Genomic DNA, 15,018 nt, shown 5'->3' with positions numbered 1-15,018 from the left:
TATATTTATAATGGTTAGTGGCCAGAAATTAATGCCCATTGGCGCTATTTTTGCTTTACCCTTTATCTAATATCTTGTGTTATCTGAACAAATTAACCTGATAAGCAGGTTAACCAAAAGAGTGGCATTGCACGCATGGATGAATTAAACAGCAGGGAGGAAAGCCTTTGTTTAGCATCATAGATAACAATATTATCGGACAATCCGCCTCGATAACTCAGGTTAAAAGTCTTATCAAGATCAATGCCCAATATTCCGCTCCGGTGTTGATCACCGGGGAGACAGGTACGGGGAAAGAGCTGGCTGCCAGGGGCCTGCACTATAGTGGTATTTTTGCCGATAAACCCTTTATCGCCCTCAATTGCTCGACCTTTTCCGATGAACTTTTTGTCAGTGAACTCTTTGGTTATAAAAAAGGCGCCTTTACCGATGCCAAAACCGATAAAGAAGGCTTGCTGGTGGCGGCCAATGGCGGCTCTATTTTTTTCGATGAAATCGACAGCTTATCGCTTAAATCACAAACCGCGTTGTTAAGGCTGTTGCAGGAGTCGGAGTTTCGTCCGGTGGGTTCAAGCCAGGTGATTAAAGCCAATGTCAGGATCATCGCCGCCGCCAACTGCGATTTGTGTAAAAAGATCGCCTCCGGCGAATTCAGGCAGGATTTATATTTCAGGTTGTTTATCCTCAGTGTGCGCATGCCGCCGCTCAGGGAGCGCCTTGACGATTTGGAGGTCTTGATTGCCTATTTCATCAATAAGTTTAATGACGAATACGGCCTGAGCCGCAGCGGTATCTGCGAGCGCCTGTTCAGCAAACTTAAACAATATCATTGGCCGGGCAATATCCGTGAGCTGGAAAATACCATTCACCGCTACTACTTGCTGGCCGGTGGACCTGTTATTGATGAAGCGGTAACCATAGACTTAGACCACAACAGCTTACCGCCTGCAGCCAGCGGGCAGCAAATTCAACAGTATCCCTTTGCTGACAGCGGTAAAAGTGAGTCCGGTCATCTCGAAGTTAAAGCCGAAGTAGAGCCAGAAACCGGCCTGGATTTTTGTGAAGCAAAACGCAAAGCCATAGAAGACTTTGAAGCCAGCTTCGTAACCAAACTACTGCACCAAACCAAAGGTAATGTCACCAAAGCCGCCAATATGTGCGGTAAAGAGCGGCGGGCCTTTGGCAAACTGGTGAAAAAATATCAGATCAACCGCCAGGGCCTGCAGCTGGATTAGCAGCTGATCAATAGTCACCAGGTTTTTACTTTACTTTTTTGCTCTTAATTTGCTCCCGGTATTATTTCATGGACAGCGCTTTTGCTCGCCGTCACTTTTCTCGTTTTCACCCGTCAGCAGCGGTACCCGCTTAAAGGGTAGTAATCAACCCAAGAGGGTAGTTTCTCCCCCATAAAAGCTGCTCTATCTGGATGTACCCAGGCAAAATAAAATAATTTTTACCTTATATATCAATTAAATAATTCAATTTTATTTTAAAAGGGATTGCTGGCACCCCTTATGCACTACTAGGGCCTCAGAGAAGTTATTAAGAGAGCTACATGAGTATTAATTACCACTATCAAACAGATGTTGTTGTGCTCATCAAGCATTACCTGGAGGAGCATCCTCAAAGTGAGGATACCATCAAAGGTATTACGCAATGGTGGGTCAAACAGCAGAAGTTTGCAGATTCACTGATCGCTGTTGATAACGCGCTGAAAATTTTAGCAATGCAGGGTGATGTCTGCTCAGTAGAACGCAACAACAAAACGTATTACAGGTTAACAAAAAGCAAGTAAGGTTTTTGTTATTGGCAATAAATAAATTGTGATTTGGAGCTAATTTTGGAAAGTATTCAGAAAAAATTATCCAGGGTCAGATCGCCAAGGGTACACATCACCTATGATGTTGAAATCGGTGATGCCATAGTGCAACGTGAGTTGCCTTTGATCGTCGGTATTCTTGCAGATCTGTCAGGTAAGCCTCAAGAGGCGTTACCCCCGATCAAAGAGCGGGCTTTTGTGTTTATCGACCGTGACAACTTTGACGATGTGATGGCCGGCTCACAAGTCCGTTTAGCCTATTCCGTCGCCAATGTCATTTCAGGAGAAGAGGGCGCAACCACCAATCTGGAATTACTGTTTCACAGTATCGAAGATTTCAGCCCGCTGAGCCTGGTGAAGCAAATCCCCATCACCAGTACCGTTTACGCCTCACGCTGCCGTATCCGGGATTTTATGGCGAAACTCGACGGTAATGACCCCTTAGACGGCATACTCGACGAGATCCTCGGCGATGAAGCCAAACAAACCGAGCTTATCGGCGTTTATGAAGGCGCAGAAGATATGTCTGCGGTGGAGCCGAATGAGCTTATCACCCGTATGCTTACCGAAGGTCGTATGGCGCTTGATGATAGCCAGAAACCCTATGCCCTGGAGCTCATCGGTGAATTTGCCTTGTCGATATTAAAAGATGCCGGGGAAAATGCTGCGCCTGTCGCCTCAGATCGCATGAGCGACCGCATCTCACTGATCGACAACCAGTTGACCCAGCAAATTAACCTGGTGATGCATGACGGCGCTTTCCAGCGCCTGGAAGCAACCTGGCGCGGCTTGCACTTTTTGGTGATGAATACCGAAACCGGCAGCCATTTGAAACTCAGGTTGTTTAATGTCTCCAAAGAAGACTTATTAAAAGATCTGCAAAAGGCGGTGGAGTTCGATCAAAGCTCCCTGTTCAAGAAAGTCTATGAAGAAGAGTTTGGCACCTACGGCGGCGATCCCTTCAGCTTTTTGGTGGGAGATTATGAGTTTGGCCGTCACCCGGCTGACGTGGAGTTATTGGAGAAAATCTCCGGTGTCGCCGCCTCGGCGCATGCACCCTTTATTTCCTCCGCCTATTCAAAACTGTTTGATATGGAAGACTTCTTCAGCCTGGCCCAGCCAAGGGATCTGACCAAGATTTTCGACAGTGCCGAATTGATCAAATGGCGCAGTTTCCGTGAAAGCGAAGACTCCCGTTATGTCACCTTAACCTTGCCGAAAGTGCTGCTGCGTCTGCCTTATGGTCCGGAAACCGTGGCAGCGGAAGGTTTTGACTATGTTGAAGATGTTGACGGCACAGATGCGAAAAAATATCTGTGGGGCAATCCTGCTTATATTCTCGGGCAGCGCATCACCAATGCCTTTTCCCTGCACGGCTGGCTGGCAGCGATCCGCGGCGTAGAAGGCGGCGGTTTGGTGGAAGGTTTACCCACCCATACTTTTAAAACCACAGCAGGGGATATCAAGCTCACTTGTCCGACCCAGGTGTCCATCACCGACCGGCGGGAAAAAGAGCTGAATGACTTAGGTTTTATGGCGATTCTTCACTGTAAGGGCAGCGACAAGGCGGCGTTTTTCGGCGGCCAGACCACAGGTTTGCCGCAAAAATACAATACCGATGCCGCCAATGCCAACGCCAGGATCTCTACCATGTTGCCTTATGTGCTCAACGCCTCGCGTTTTGCCCATTATATCAAGGTGATCATGCGCGATAAGATCGGCAGCTTCCAGACCAAGGAAAACGCCTCCGACTATCTCAATAACTGGATAGGCAATTATGTGCTGGTGGACGACTCCGCGCCCCAGGAAATGAAAGCCAGTTATCCGCTTCGGGACTCACGCATCGATGTTACCGACGTGCCGGGAAAACCGGGCAGTTACCGGGCAGTGGTCTTCCTCAGGCCGCATTTCCAGCTGGAAGAATTAACCACCTCCATCCGCTTGGTGGCGGAATTGCCTTAGGCCCGGATAAGTCATTTTAAGAGAGAACGATTATGGATTTAATTTTATTGCAATTTGGTGTCAGCGGCTTTACCAAACCCGACGACACCTTGTCGGGTACCACAGGGGCATCACTGATTGACGGCGCGGAAGGTCCCGACTGGAACGCCATCAATAACGGTGAGAATCCAAACGGCACCTTTGATCATAAAAACTGTATTGAGCTGGTGTCCATCAACCAGGGCATACAACAGCAGGTAACGACAGATGTCAGTAACAGCTCCCGTACTTCCGGACGGCCGATCATCTCGGACTTTACCTGTGTCAAATATGTCGATGTGACCTCGCCGCGCATGTATGACTACTGCCTGCGGGCCAAGCCCCTGGACACGGATACCGGCAATCCCACCACGATTTACGTGTTACGTAATTCCGGGGATCAGCTCAATATCATTATGCGTTTTGAGATGAGGCTGGCGATGATCAGCGAAATCCAGTTCCAGTCGCACCCCAATGATATGCCGACCGAGCAGTTTAAGCTCAATTTCACCGAAATTGCCTGGCACCACCAGGTGCAGGGGGCCAATGTGGCCAACAAGGGCTTCTCGGCGGCGGCCTGGAGTATTGCCAAAAACCGTCCTATTGGTGCTTTGTCGCAGTAATTGTATGCACTAAGAAAATGCCGGTAAGCTTTTACCTGTTCACTTCGTTATCAGGTATCAGCTATCCGGCATCAGGGAAGAAGGAGTGAATGGCCGATGGTTAAGTCACTGTTCGAAAAGCTGACCCTGCCGGGTCAGCCGCTGAGTTTAAAGCAGTCGGTGACCAACAACATCGCGCGGCTACTCGACAGCGGCGGTTATATTGATGCCGCTTTGGATTTACGCAGCGACTCCGGCCATATGCTCACCGACAGTATTTATCCCCATGCCATGGCGGCCATCGTGGATCAGTCGGCGGGTAATAAGGAGCAGCAGGAGCTGTACCAGGCCAGGCTGGAGCAAACCCTGTTAAGGCATGAACCCAGGTTAAAAGGGGTGACTGTCTATAGCGTGCTCAACCAGGGCATGCGCACGGTTTGCCGGTTGAAGATAGAGCTGGTAAACGAAGTATTCGATCAAGAGTTTGTTTTTGCCAATCTTGAGTAAGGTTTAAGATGAATAAACGGACGTGCAAGTGACCAGTTTATACGAGTATTTTCAAGAGGAAATGCGCTTTTTGCGTACTTCGGTAGCAGACTTTAGTCATACCTACCCGGAAGTTGCCGCCGAGCTCAAATTAAGCGCAGGCCGCTCTGCCGACGCCGATGTCGAGCAGCTGTTGCAATCCTTTGCTTATATGACCGGGCAATTGCGCGGCGATCTGCAAAAACAAAGAGATCAAATTCCCAACCAGTTGCTGCACAGCCTCTATCCCAACCTGATCCGCTCTTTGCCCTGTATGACGGTATTAAAGGCAAATGTCGAAAACGACGGCGCTAACTTTATCAACGGCTATACCCTGGAAAAAGGCCGGCAGTTTATCGGCAAGGCCAGCCGCGTGGTCAAAGGCGGCCAGAGCGAGAGCACCGACTGCCAGTTTATCAATTGCTACCATACGCCGATGTGGCCCTTTGATGTCGATGAAATCAAGGTGTTGCCGAAAAACTACTTTGCCTTTCTCGACCAGCGTACCGATGTTCAGTCGGTGATCTCGGTGCAAATTGCCAATACCGGCACCGAAGCCTTGCATCAATATCCGCTGGATAAGCTGCGTTTTTATATCGGTGATATCAGCCAGCGCATTCAGCTGTACCGGCTGCTGGCCGACCGCCTGGTGGGTTGTGCGGTGCGGGTCAACGACAAGGTAGTGTTGCTCGATGATGCCGGCAATAAAGCCGACAGCGCCATACAGTGGCTGGGTTTTGGCCGGGAAGAAAATGTTTTACCCGACGATGCCGGCAGCCACAGGGCTTATCGCTTGTTGCAGGAATATTTTACTTTTCCCGAGAAGTTTTACTTCTTTGAAGTGACCCGGTTGCTTGAAAAGCAGGCATTAAGCGGTGCGGTCGAAAGCTTTGAAATCCTGTTTTTACTTGATGAAACCAGCAATGCCATCTCATTAAATAAAACCAGTTTTGAAGTCAATTGCTTTCCTGCCATCAACCTTTTTGCCCGCTCCTTTAAACCGGTGCAGCTCAAGCAAAACCAGCATGAATACCGGCTGTTGGCGGATGAACGTTTTTACCTGCAATCGGAAGTGCACAGCATATCCGAGGTGCGCAGCATTGCCTTTGACGGCAAAAGCAATACCGTCAGTGCCTGGCTCGGCACCAATACCAAACCCACCGCCAACCAGTATTATATTACCCGGTTAACCCAGTTGTTGACCCCGGGTGAGCGCGGCTGCGACACCTTTTTATCGATTTACGATGCCGACTTTTCCCCGAGTCAGCCGATTGACCAGACCTTAGTGGTCAAAGGCTGGTGTAATAACCGCCGCTTGCCGGAGGCGCTCAGGGTGGGGCAAAAACTGCAGCTGGTGGGGGCAGGACCTATGCTCAATGCCGATGTCGTGGAAATGCCGAGCAAATTTAAAGGGGCCAGCCTGGACGGGGAAAATAATATCAAGCTGTTATCTCAGCTGTCGTTGAACCTCAATGCCCTGGGGGAGGGGGAGAACCGGCTTGAGCTGCTGCGCCAGTTGTTGCGCTTATATTGCGATCCCAATGCTGTCTCCCATGCCCGCCAACTCGACGGCTTAACCGGCATGGAGTCTGGCGCCGTAGTAAAGCGCATCGGCAGGCAAATGTGGCGCGGCCATTGCCGTGGTACCCGGGTGTCCTTAGCCATCAATGAAGATTATTTTGACGGCGCCAATGCCCTGTTGCTTGGCGCGGTATTAAGTTATTTCTTTGGTTTGTACACCAGCTTAAATCATTTTGTCCAGCTGCAACTTATCAGCGATAAACGTGAAGGAGTGTGGAAGCAATGGCCAGCGCGCATTGGCGAACAGGTTATACTGTAGCCGATCTGTACACCAAAATAGACGCCGACTGGTCCTTTTACCAGCTGGTACGGCTGCTGTTACCCGCGCGCGAAGCGGATGAGCATCTGCTGAACCTGATCCATCAATATATCGATTTCAATGCCTCCAGTGCACAGGACTTCCCGCCGGGAGAAATCCGCGAAGTCAGGCAGGCAAACGCCGACAATGGCGAACAGGCAAAAACACAAATCATTTGCAGCCGCTACAATATCGCCGGTTGTGGCGGGCCTTTGCCGGAAGCCTTTGTCGAAATGCTCCACGATGATATCACCGACGGCAAAGGGGCAATGCAGGCCTTTATTGATCTGTTTAATAACCGCATCCAGGCGCTGAGGTATTTGATCCGTGCCCGCAGCGATCACACCCTGGCCAGGGCCCCGGCGCAAAAAACGGAAAGCGGCCGGTTTTTATTGTCGCTAAGCGGCCACTTAAGCGAGCAGCAAAGGAAATTACATCATCAGGGCAGCGATACCCTGATCGGTCTGGCCGGCGATCTGGCCAATACCCGCATGACCTTGCCGACCATGACCAAGTTATTTGACATCAACTTTAACTTGCCCCTGATGGACATGAAGTGTTTCCAGGGCCGCTGGTTAAGAGTGGAAAGCAGCGATCATACCTTGCTGGGCCAGGCCAATCATCGTCTCGGGGAAGAAGCCACCCTGGGACGGGATATCTGGGATCAACAGGCGGTGTTTGAGCTGGTGCTGGGTCCTATGCCGCCAAACAGGTTAAACCAACTGGTGCCCGGCGGCGAAGAGCATGACAAATTGCGCCGTCTGGTCCAATGGATCAGCGATATCCGCTGTGACTGTAAGATCACCCTGGTGTGCGATCACAGCATTGGCTGTGCGGCGCTATTAAGCCAGGAGAAGCAAGTAAGCAATGTCTTAGGGTTCGGCTCCTGGCTCTCAAGCCAAAAAGCCGATGACGACAGCGATAAGGAACTAGGCGACAGGCGGGTGAGCTTTATGCTCAACCTGGTGCACTGACGTTCACCTTGAAACGAAAGCCCGGCCGGACAGATAAAGGTTATTTTTGTATTGACATTAAACCCATATAAAAAATAAAAGCAGACGGAAAAAACAATGAATTTTGAGGACAGGTTCACCATTAGCCAAAACGGCTTGCCGCCGTTTTTTTTGCGCCGCACATGGCTATATCCGGCATTGCTGTGCGCTTGCCTGGTTTTGCTCGGCGGCTGCAACAGCATCAATCAGGCACTGAGCAAGGTGGTGCCGTTTTATAGTTATGATAAAACCACCATATCCGATATCAGTATCACAGCAGATGCCGACAGCAACAATACCGTGCCCGTGGCGATAGACTTTGTCTTTATTTTTGACGAGACGGTCACCCCGGTAGTGAAAAACCTGAAAGGGCCGCAGTGGTTCGCCAATAAAGCCGGTTTATTGCTGCAGTACGATAAAAAAATGATCCTGGCCCATGTCGAAATTGTCCCGCTGACGGCAAAGCACAGTATCAGCCTGCCCGACGGTTATGATGATGCCGTTAAGGTATTGATGTTTGCCAATTACATTGATGTCGGCGGTCAGGTCGTTGCTGATCTCACCTTGTTTGACGAAGTGCTCATTACCCTGGGCAAGTCGGCCTACCAGCTAAAAGAGTTGAACCCATGAACAATAAAGCGCGCACCCCGCAATCTATCTGCTGGCATGAAGGCATGCTGTTATCGCCGCAGCACTTTCAGCAAAACCATCTTTATTGGGAAGCCCAGCTGCAACTGCAAATGCTGTCCATCGCCCAGTACCGCTGGGGAATAATGGCTTTGTCACTGGATGAAGGCCAGCTGCTTGAAGGCAAGGTAGATATACGACAGTTAAAAGCCGTGATGCCGGACGGTTTATATATAGATTACAATACGCAGCATGACACGGCGCTGCAGCTTGATTTGGCCGACAACGAAGAGCTGGCAAAAAATAAAGCGGTGAAAGTTCATCTGACCGTACCCATTCGCGTGCCCGGCAGTGCCAGCGACAGTACCGACATCCAGCGTTTTAATGTCAGCGACGGTCAGCCGGTCAAAGATGATAATACCGGTGAAGGTGAAATGGTGCTGCAATACCTGCAGCCGATTTTGTCCCTGCAGGCAGTCAACAAGGTGAAAGCGCAATATATCTCGCTGCCTTTGCTGGAAATCAGCCAGGTGGACGACGGGCAATTTTCCGTTACCGACTATTGTCCGCCGGTTTTCGGCATCGGCGGCGATAATTTTTTAACCTTCAACGATTTTATCCAGACCCGTAAACCGCTGCAGCACAAGTGCCAGGCGCTGGCACTTTCCCTGAGGAAAAAGGCGCGGCAACTGGCGGGCTTTTCAGAAGACGGCGAGCAGCAGCTGGGCAGCCGCATCACCGAGCAGCACAGTGTCTGGATCCGCGCTATGGTGCAGAACCTGGCGGAACTTGAGCTGGTCAGTGACAATGAAAACAGCTCTCCGTGGGAAGTTTACCAGGTGCTGGCTCGTATGGCCGGGGGGATCAGCATACTTGATCCCGGCCGTATGCCGCCAAAACTGCCCCGGTACGATCATAAAGATATTTTACCCAGCCTTGCCTTTGTTCTGGATTATATCGGCGAGCAGGTTAACCGGGTTAATCTCAAATACACCAGCATCGCCTTTGATGAAACCCGCGACGGCTTCTTCACCCTGACTTATGACAAGGCCTGGGCGGGCCGTGACCTGCTGATAGAGCTTATCCCCCGGGAAAATACCAGCCTGGCGGAGCAGGAGCAATGGCTCAAAGCCTGCCGTATTGCCTCGTCGACCTTACATAACGATTTAAAAACCAAACGGGTATTGGGAGCAGAAACGGCATCCCCCGACCCCGAAGACAGTTCAGGGGTCACTGCTGCCAGCGGCCATGGACTTTTCTACATCAAGAAAAATAAAGATTATATCAAGGTGGGCCAGACCCTGGTATTAACCTGTACCAGCGGTAAATTAAAAGATTTTCAACCTAAACGTATCGTATTGCATTTGCCCCATGAAGCATAGCAACAGACAAGGAAAGGCTGAGTCATGAAAGCTGAAGCGATTAACCTGGTGGCCCTGATGAGCCAGTTTTACCAGCAAATAGCGACGATAAAAATCTGGATCCGCGAAGGCCAGCTCAATAACGAAGTGATGGCAATTTTAAAGCTGGATAATTTGCCCAGCGACAGTGAAACAGCCTCTGCCATCAGTTTGTTGCTGGGACAGTGGATTGACAGAAAACAGCTGGAGTATCGCTATAGTTTAACGGACCGGGAACTCTATATGCTGGACAAGGCCTGCTTTGCCATGGTGTCGCTGGCGGACGAGTTATTGATCATGGATCTGGACTGGCCGGGCAAGGCGCATTGGCACCAGGTGCTGCTGGAGCAACAGCATTATCAAAGCTGCTCCGCCGGTGCGGTGTTATATCAGCACATGGACGAATTGCTCAGTGACGGCAATTATGACGATCTTGAGCGGCAGCTGGCAGCCTTATACCTGTTAGTGCTGCGCCTGGGGTTTTTCGGACTCTATCGCGATGATGAACAGCAGCAGGCCTATTACCGAAAAAAACTTTTTAATATCGTCAACCGCGGGCAAAGTGATGAAAGTGTCGCCATCAGTAAAGAAGCCTACCAGCAGCAGTTGGTGTCGGAGCAGGAGCAAAGGTTGGCGCCGCTGGCTAACTGGTACCGGGCGATCACTTATGGTGTGGTGTTTTATCTGATTTTCGGGGCAGGCCTGTGGTACTCCCTGACCTGGAGCCTTAACCAATGGATGGGCGGCTAATGTCATGGCTCAGTGAGGTTTTTAGCGTTATTTTGGCAAAGCTTGATGCTTTTCCGGGGGCTGTAATAAACGTGTTCGCGAATACCGAAGCGGGCTCGTTAATTGAGCAGCTTAAGGAAAGGTTTAATGAACTCCTGGCGCAGCTCAGCCTGTTGGCGCTGGAGCTTAAACAGGCACTGATGGATAGACTCTTGCCCATGGTGGAGCAGCTCAGGCCTATCTGGCAAGATCCGCTGTGGCAGGCACTGGCATTGATTTTATTGGCGGTATTGGCGCTTTTACTGGTGTTATGGCTGCTTAAAAGCGGCAACCAGTTGCTGCAATATTTATTTGGCTTGTTGGTTGCCGGTATTAAAAAGGGTTTTGCCTGGCTGCTGGCACCGTTTCGTTTGCTGTCCGAGTGGCTGAGCAAGTTTAGTAAGGCCAAACGGAAAAAATCCCGCTGGCAATGGTTGCATCTGGGCCAGGTGCGCCGCGCCGTCAATGCCATGAAATACCTCACCACCAAGCGCGACTGGCGCTATAACATGCCCTGGTTTTTGCTTATCGGCGAGCAGGGCAGCGGTAAAAGTGCGCTAATCAAAGCCGTTACCAAGGGGCGCCGGGCGCAGCTGCAGCCGAGGGAGAAAAAATTAAAGGATCCCGGCAGCGGCTGGCACTTTTTTGATCATGCCGTGGTCATCGATCAGGACAATAAAGCTCCCGGCTGCAGCGCCGAGCTCAGCGATCCCCTGGAGCGGGAAGCCTCAAGCTTTCATGAACCCGAGCTGAGCCCGCAGCAAAGAAACAAACGTTTTAGCTACCTGATCGAACTCTTACACTGGTATCGCCCGGAAAGACCGGTAGACGGTATTATTTTAACGGTCTCCGCCAAAACCTTGCTGAAATGCCGCGAACCGGCAACCCTACTGGCGCTGGGGGAAGATTTATTCCAGCAATTATGGCAGGTACAAAAACAAACCGGTTTTGTGCTGCCGGTATACCTGATCGTTACCCAGTGCGACGGTATTGAAGGTTTTGATGCCTTTTGGCAGGCCCAGCCTATAGCAAGGCGGGATGAAATGATCGGCTGGTCTAATCCTTACCGCCTCGACAGCGCCTTTAGCAAAGACTGGATCAACGAAGCGCTTCATCAGGTCATGGAAAACCTGCAAGCGGCCCAGTTGCAGGTGGCGGCTAGCGGCCAGGAAATAGGTGATATCGACCGTTTTATGCTGTTCCGCCATAATTTCTGCGCTTTATTTAAGCCGTTAAAGGCAGTGATCAGCAGTGCCTTTGCCCGCAGCAGTTTTCAGGAAGCCTTGCCGCTCAGGGGCATCTATTTTAGCGGCGCGTTGGAAAACAAGGTCAGCTTTGTCAATGATGTGGTCAACCGCAAAATCTTCGGGGAAAAGCACTTGGCCTTTCCGCTGGAGCAAAGGTATTTTTCCACCCAGAAAACCCTGCGCCGTTTTCAACTGGGTTCGATGGCGGCAGCGGTATTACTGACCCTGTTGCTGGCTTTTGACGGTATCCGCTTTAATCTTTATACCGATGTGGTGCAGGGCAAGTTGCGCACCCTGGTAAGCGCCGAGCAAGACTGTACCCGCGAAGGACTCGACAGTTACCGCTTGTTAAGCGATCTCACCGAAATCAGCGAACGGCCGCTGCTGATGTCGATGCCTTTGTCCTTATTTAATATTCAGGCCCATAAGGAACAGCAACTTGTTGCCAACGATTTATTTAAGAAAATCCTGTTTGCCGGCCTGGAATGCCGGTTAAAACTTAAGGCGCAAACTTTAAGTCTGGAAATGGAAAAAAAAGCTCTCGGAGATACTTACCGTGAGGTTATCACTGACATTACCACCTTCAGTCACCTGCTGCGTGAATACCAGGTCAATCGCGAACGCTTTTTAAGTCTGGCAGAGCCTGTTGCCAATCCCCATGGACTCGGAAAAAAGTTTAAGGAACTGTTAAATTATCTTTATGCCCGTCCTGTGCCAGAGGCGGTAGATACCAGTGCCAGTTTGATCACCGGAGGCCTGGTGCTGCTCAATTATAATGTCGATTGGGACGAAAAAAACAACAGCCTGATCAGTCAGGATAAGCTGCTAAGCCACCTTGATTACCTGACTCAGGCATTACGTACCGAATTGACCGAATATACCCAGCAAGTGCCCCTGGTAAAACTGCAGAAGATCAGCGAAAAAATCAGGGTGCTACCTTCTGATAAAGTACTGCCGCCATCAAAGCTGGTGGACAATATCAACGAATTTCAATTGTGGCTGGATAGAACCAAAAGAGACTGGCTTTCCGCCACCGCCTTTACCAGTCCCTGCGGCAATGTCTACCAGCTGATGGGGCGGCTGCGCCAGGAGTTGGTGGCAGTGGGTTTTGATAAAGACCGTTTGGCGGCTATGGTGGAGCGCTTTTCCGAGAAAAGCTGCGATCAACAGGTCAGGCACAAACTGGCAGATCTCAATGTGCCGCCGTTTGGCCCCTTGTTTATTAAAAATGATCAGGGACGGTTAAGTTTCTCCCCGACAATAGAAGGTTTAGCCGAGCAGATAGAAGCGGCCAAGGCATTGGCCTACATGAAAAACCAATATGCCGCGGTTTCGGATGCGGCCGAGTCCGTCGTTGCCTGGGAAGAAAGTACCTTGCAGGAGCTGCTCAATAATCTGCTGAGTTATCAGGAGTTTCTTTCCCGCTTCAGCCAGGAGCAAAAGCCGTTTTTCAGCAATGCCCTGAACCGGCGTTTGCAGCGGGTAACAGAGCGGTTGCTGAGCGAAGCCATGGTGCGTCCCTATGAACAAACCCCGTCGAGTTATCTTATTGCCGATCCGGCAACGGCGACAGAGTCTGCAATAGGCAAATCGGTCGCCAGCTTTAAGGGGGTCAGTAGCTTACTGCTGCAAATTAACAGCTTGCTCAAACAGCTGGGGGATAACGGCAATGCCATACGTTTGCAGCAGGCCAGCCATACCTTTGCCCTGGAGCAACTGGAGCAGCTGGAAAAGCTGGTGGCTCAAAACCAGTTATATACGCCTGTGTTGACACCCCGTTGGGACAGCCGGGATTTTGCCCGTATTTTATTTAACCTGGACACAGACAAGCAAATTACCAGTTACCTCACCAATCAGCGGCAGAGGCTTAGTTATTTGGCTTATAACTATGCCGAGCCGTTGATTGGTTTTTTACAAAACAGCTCAGGATTAAGCGATAAACTGGCGCAGCGCTGGTTTTATACCCTAAGCGATCTTGGCCGCTACCAGCGCAATGAGCCGGATAATCAGGCCTTGGCGCTGGAAAACTTTGTCAGCGAAACCCTGGCGGGTTTAACCACCAGCAACTGTTATGATAAAACGGCATTTGATAACCAGGCCCCCAATACCGGCTGGTTTGTCACCCGCAGAATTCAATTGCAGCGCCAGGTGAGCGTACAATGCCTCGACGCCGGGGATAAGGAAGTGATAGACCGTTACCTGGCGATACGGGACAGGTTCAATCAGCAGCTTGCCGGTCGTTTTCCCTTCAGCTCGGTTGACAAGGCGGGCATCAGGGATGTCAGCAGCAAACAGCTGCAGCGTTTCTTTAACTATTACCGTCAGGCCTCGAAAAACCTGCTGGCAGATATGAACACCCTGGATAAACTGCAACAAGATAAAGGCGATGCTAAACCGGTAACTGAGTCTGCCAGTGCCGCAAGCACGGCAAAAGGTGCTAAGACTTCAGATGCTCAGGCTAAATCAGATAAGCAGACCAAAAAACGCACTTCAACACAGCCGCTACCGGCTTCCTGGCGGGAGTTTATCAGCCAGATGAACACCATCAGCGACTTTTTCAGCCAAAGCTGGAACAGTAAACAAAAACAATGGCAAGTGCCGCTGACCATAGAATTTTCTGCCTTGCCGCAATATGCCAAGGGCAGTGATCAAATCATCAACTGGCTATTGCAAAGCGGCAAGCAGCAAGCGAGTTTTCCCAACGGTGAAAACTTGCTGTTATGGCAGGTAGGTGAGCCGTTAAGTCTGGATTTGCGCTGGGCGACAGGTTCGGCGTTTAAACCGCTGATGCCCGAGCAAAGCGGTGATTTGGATACCCGGGTAAATCCTCCCTTGATGGTGGATCAGCAGCAATTTAGCGCTACCTTTAACAGCCAGGGCAACTGGGGGTTATTTGAATGGCTGGCCCGTTATACCAACAAAGGCATGAGCGGATTAAAAGCCAGCCGCCAGGACGAAACCTTACTGGCATTTCAGGTGCCGGTGCAGTTAAAAACCGCGCCCGAACCGGGCAAGCAAACGAAAAAGCAGGCTTATTTAAGCCGCTCGAATTTATTGGTGTGGGTAGAAGTAACGGACAAGCAGGGGGATGCGAAAAAGCTGCCTTTGCCGGGCGTGTTACCTGCCCATGCCCCGGGGTTTAATGATTAATCCTCCGCTGAACGAAGGAAAATGGTGCC

11 protein-coding genes are annotated in these 15,018 nt (G+C 50.6%); all 11 read left to right on the top strand.

Going from position 1 to position 15,018, the window contains the following annotated elements; genetic code table 11:
• The first annotated feature begins 167 nt into the window (after positions 1-167).
• The 11 genes from SG35_RS14420 (at position 168) to SG35_RS14370 (ending at position 14,989) form a co-directional block, all read left to right on the top strand.
• Positions 168-1,235 carry a sigma 54-interacting transcriptional regulator gene (locus SG35_RS14420; RefSeq protein ID WP_044834524.1) on the top strand — a complete coding sequence of 356 codons (1,068 nt, stop codon included), beginning with the start codon at positions 168-170 and terminating at the stop codon, positions 1,233-1,235.
• A 320-nt stretch (positions 1,236-1,555) separates the two neighbouring features.
• Positions 1,556-1,795, top strand: coding sequence for a hypothetical protein (locus SG35_RS14415; protein ID WP_044834523.1), 240 nt, complete (start codon positions 1,556-1,558; stop codon positions 1,793-1,795).
• A 45-nt stretch (positions 1,796-1,840) separates the two neighbouring features.
• On the top strand, positions 1,841-3,781 hold the full coding sequence (gene tssC, locus SG35_RS14410; RefSeq protein WP_084692881.1) for a type VI secretion system contractile sheath large subunit: 1,941 nt from the start codon (positions 1,841-1,843) through the stop codon (positions 3,779-3,781).
• A 32-nt stretch (positions 3,782-3,813) separates the two neighbouring features.
• On the top strand, positions 3,814-4,422 hold the full coding sequence (locus tag SG35_RS14405) for an Hcp family type VI secretion system effector (RefSeq protein WP_044834522.1): 609 nt from the start codon (positions 3,814-3,816) through the stop codon (positions 4,420-4,422).
• A 96-nt stretch (positions 4,423-4,518) separates the two neighbouring features.
• Positions 4,519-4,908, top strand: coding sequence for a GPW/gp25 family protein (locus tag SG35_RS14400; protein ID WP_044834521.1), 390 nt, complete (start codon positions 4,519-4,521; stop codon positions 4,906-4,908).
• A gap of 28 nt (positions 4,909-4,936) precedes the next feature.
• Entirely contained in the window at positions 4,937-6,766 is a 1,830-nt protein-coding gene (gene tssF / locus SG35_RS14395) for a type VI secretion system baseplate subunit TssF (protein ID WP_044834520.1), read from the top strand.
• Positions 6,730-7,779: a type VI secretion system baseplate subunit TssG gene (tssG, locus tag SG35_RS14390; protein WP_044834519.1), complete on the top strand. Its 1,050-nt coding sequence runs from the start codon at positions 6,730-6,732 to the stop codon at positions 7,777-7,779. Before tssF ends, tssG begins: the two co-directional genes overlap by 37 nt.
• 96 nt (positions 7,780-7,875) lie before the next feature.
• Entirely contained in the window at positions 7,876-8,427 is a 552-nt protein-coding gene (locus tag SG35_RS14385; RefSeq protein WP_044834518.1) for a hypothetical protein, read from the top strand.
• Positions 8,424-9,806, top strand: a complete 1,383-nt coding sequence (gene tssK / locus SG35_RS14380; RefSeq protein WP_044834517.1) for a type VI secretion system baseplate subunit TssK — start codon at positions 8,424-8,426, stop codon at positions 9,804-9,806. Before SG35_RS14385 ends, tssK begins: the two co-directional genes overlap by 4 nt.
• Positions 9,807-9,830: 24 nt before the next feature.
• Complete coding sequence (locus SG35_RS14375; protein WP_044834516.1) at positions 9,831-10,574, top strand: DotU family type IV/VI secretion system protein; 744 nt, start codon at positions 9,831-9,833, stop codon at positions 10,572-10,574.
• Positions 10,574-14,989, top strand: coding sequence for a type VI secretion system protein (locus SG35_RS14370; protein WP_044834515.1), 4,416 nt, complete (start codon positions 10,574-10,576; stop codon positions 14,987-14,989). Before SG35_RS14375 ends, SG35_RS14370 begins: the two co-directional genes overlap by 1 nt.
• Positions 14,990-15,018 lie beyond the last annotated feature (29 nt).

This window comes from Thalassomonas actiniarum (assembly GCF_000948975.2).
Taxonomy (GTDB): domain Bacteria; phylum Pseudomonadota; class Gammaproteobacteria; order Enterobacterales; family Alteromonadaceae; genus Thalassomonas; species Thalassomonas actiniarum.
The sequence above is the reverse complement of the archived record's forward strand: the minus strand, read 5'-3'. Positions and strand labels throughout refer to the sequence as shown.

What these genes read in the sequence shown, in the direction of transcription:
- SG35_RS14375 (WP_044834516.1), top strand. Translation starts at nt 9,831, where the DNA reads ATGAAAGCTGAAGCGATTAACCTGGTGGCCCTGATGAGCCAGTTTTAC.
- tssG (WP_044834519.1), top strand. Translation starts at nt 6,730, where the DNA reads ATGGCCAGCGCGCATTGGCGAACAGGTTATACTGTAGCCGATCTGTAC.
- SG35_RS14370 (WP_044834515.1), top strand. Translation starts at nt 10,574, where the DNA reads ATGTCATGGCTCAGTGAGGTTTTTAGCGTTATTTTGGCAAAGCTTGAT.
- SG35_RS14405 (WP_044834522.1), top strand. Translation starts at nt 3,814, where the DNA reads ATGGATTTAATTTTATTGCAATTTGGTGTCAGCGGCTTTACCAAACCC.
- SG35_RS14400 (WP_044834521.1), top strand. Translation starts at nt 4,519, where the DNA reads ATGGTTAAGTCACTGTTCGAAAAGCTGACCCTGCCGGGTCAGCCGCTG.
- SG35_RS14415 (WP_044834523.1), top strand. Translation starts at nt 1,556, where the DNA reads ATGAGTATTAATTACCACTATCAAACAGATGTTGTTGTGCTCATCAAG.
- tssK (WP_044834517.1), top strand. Translation starts at nt 8,424, where the DNA reads ATGAACAATAAAGCGCGCACCCCGCAATCTATCTGCTGGCATGAAGGC.
- SG35_RS14385 (WP_044834518.1), top strand. Translation starts at nt 7,876, where the DNA reads ATGAATTTTGAGGACAGGTTCACCATTAGCCAAAACGGCTTGCCGCCG.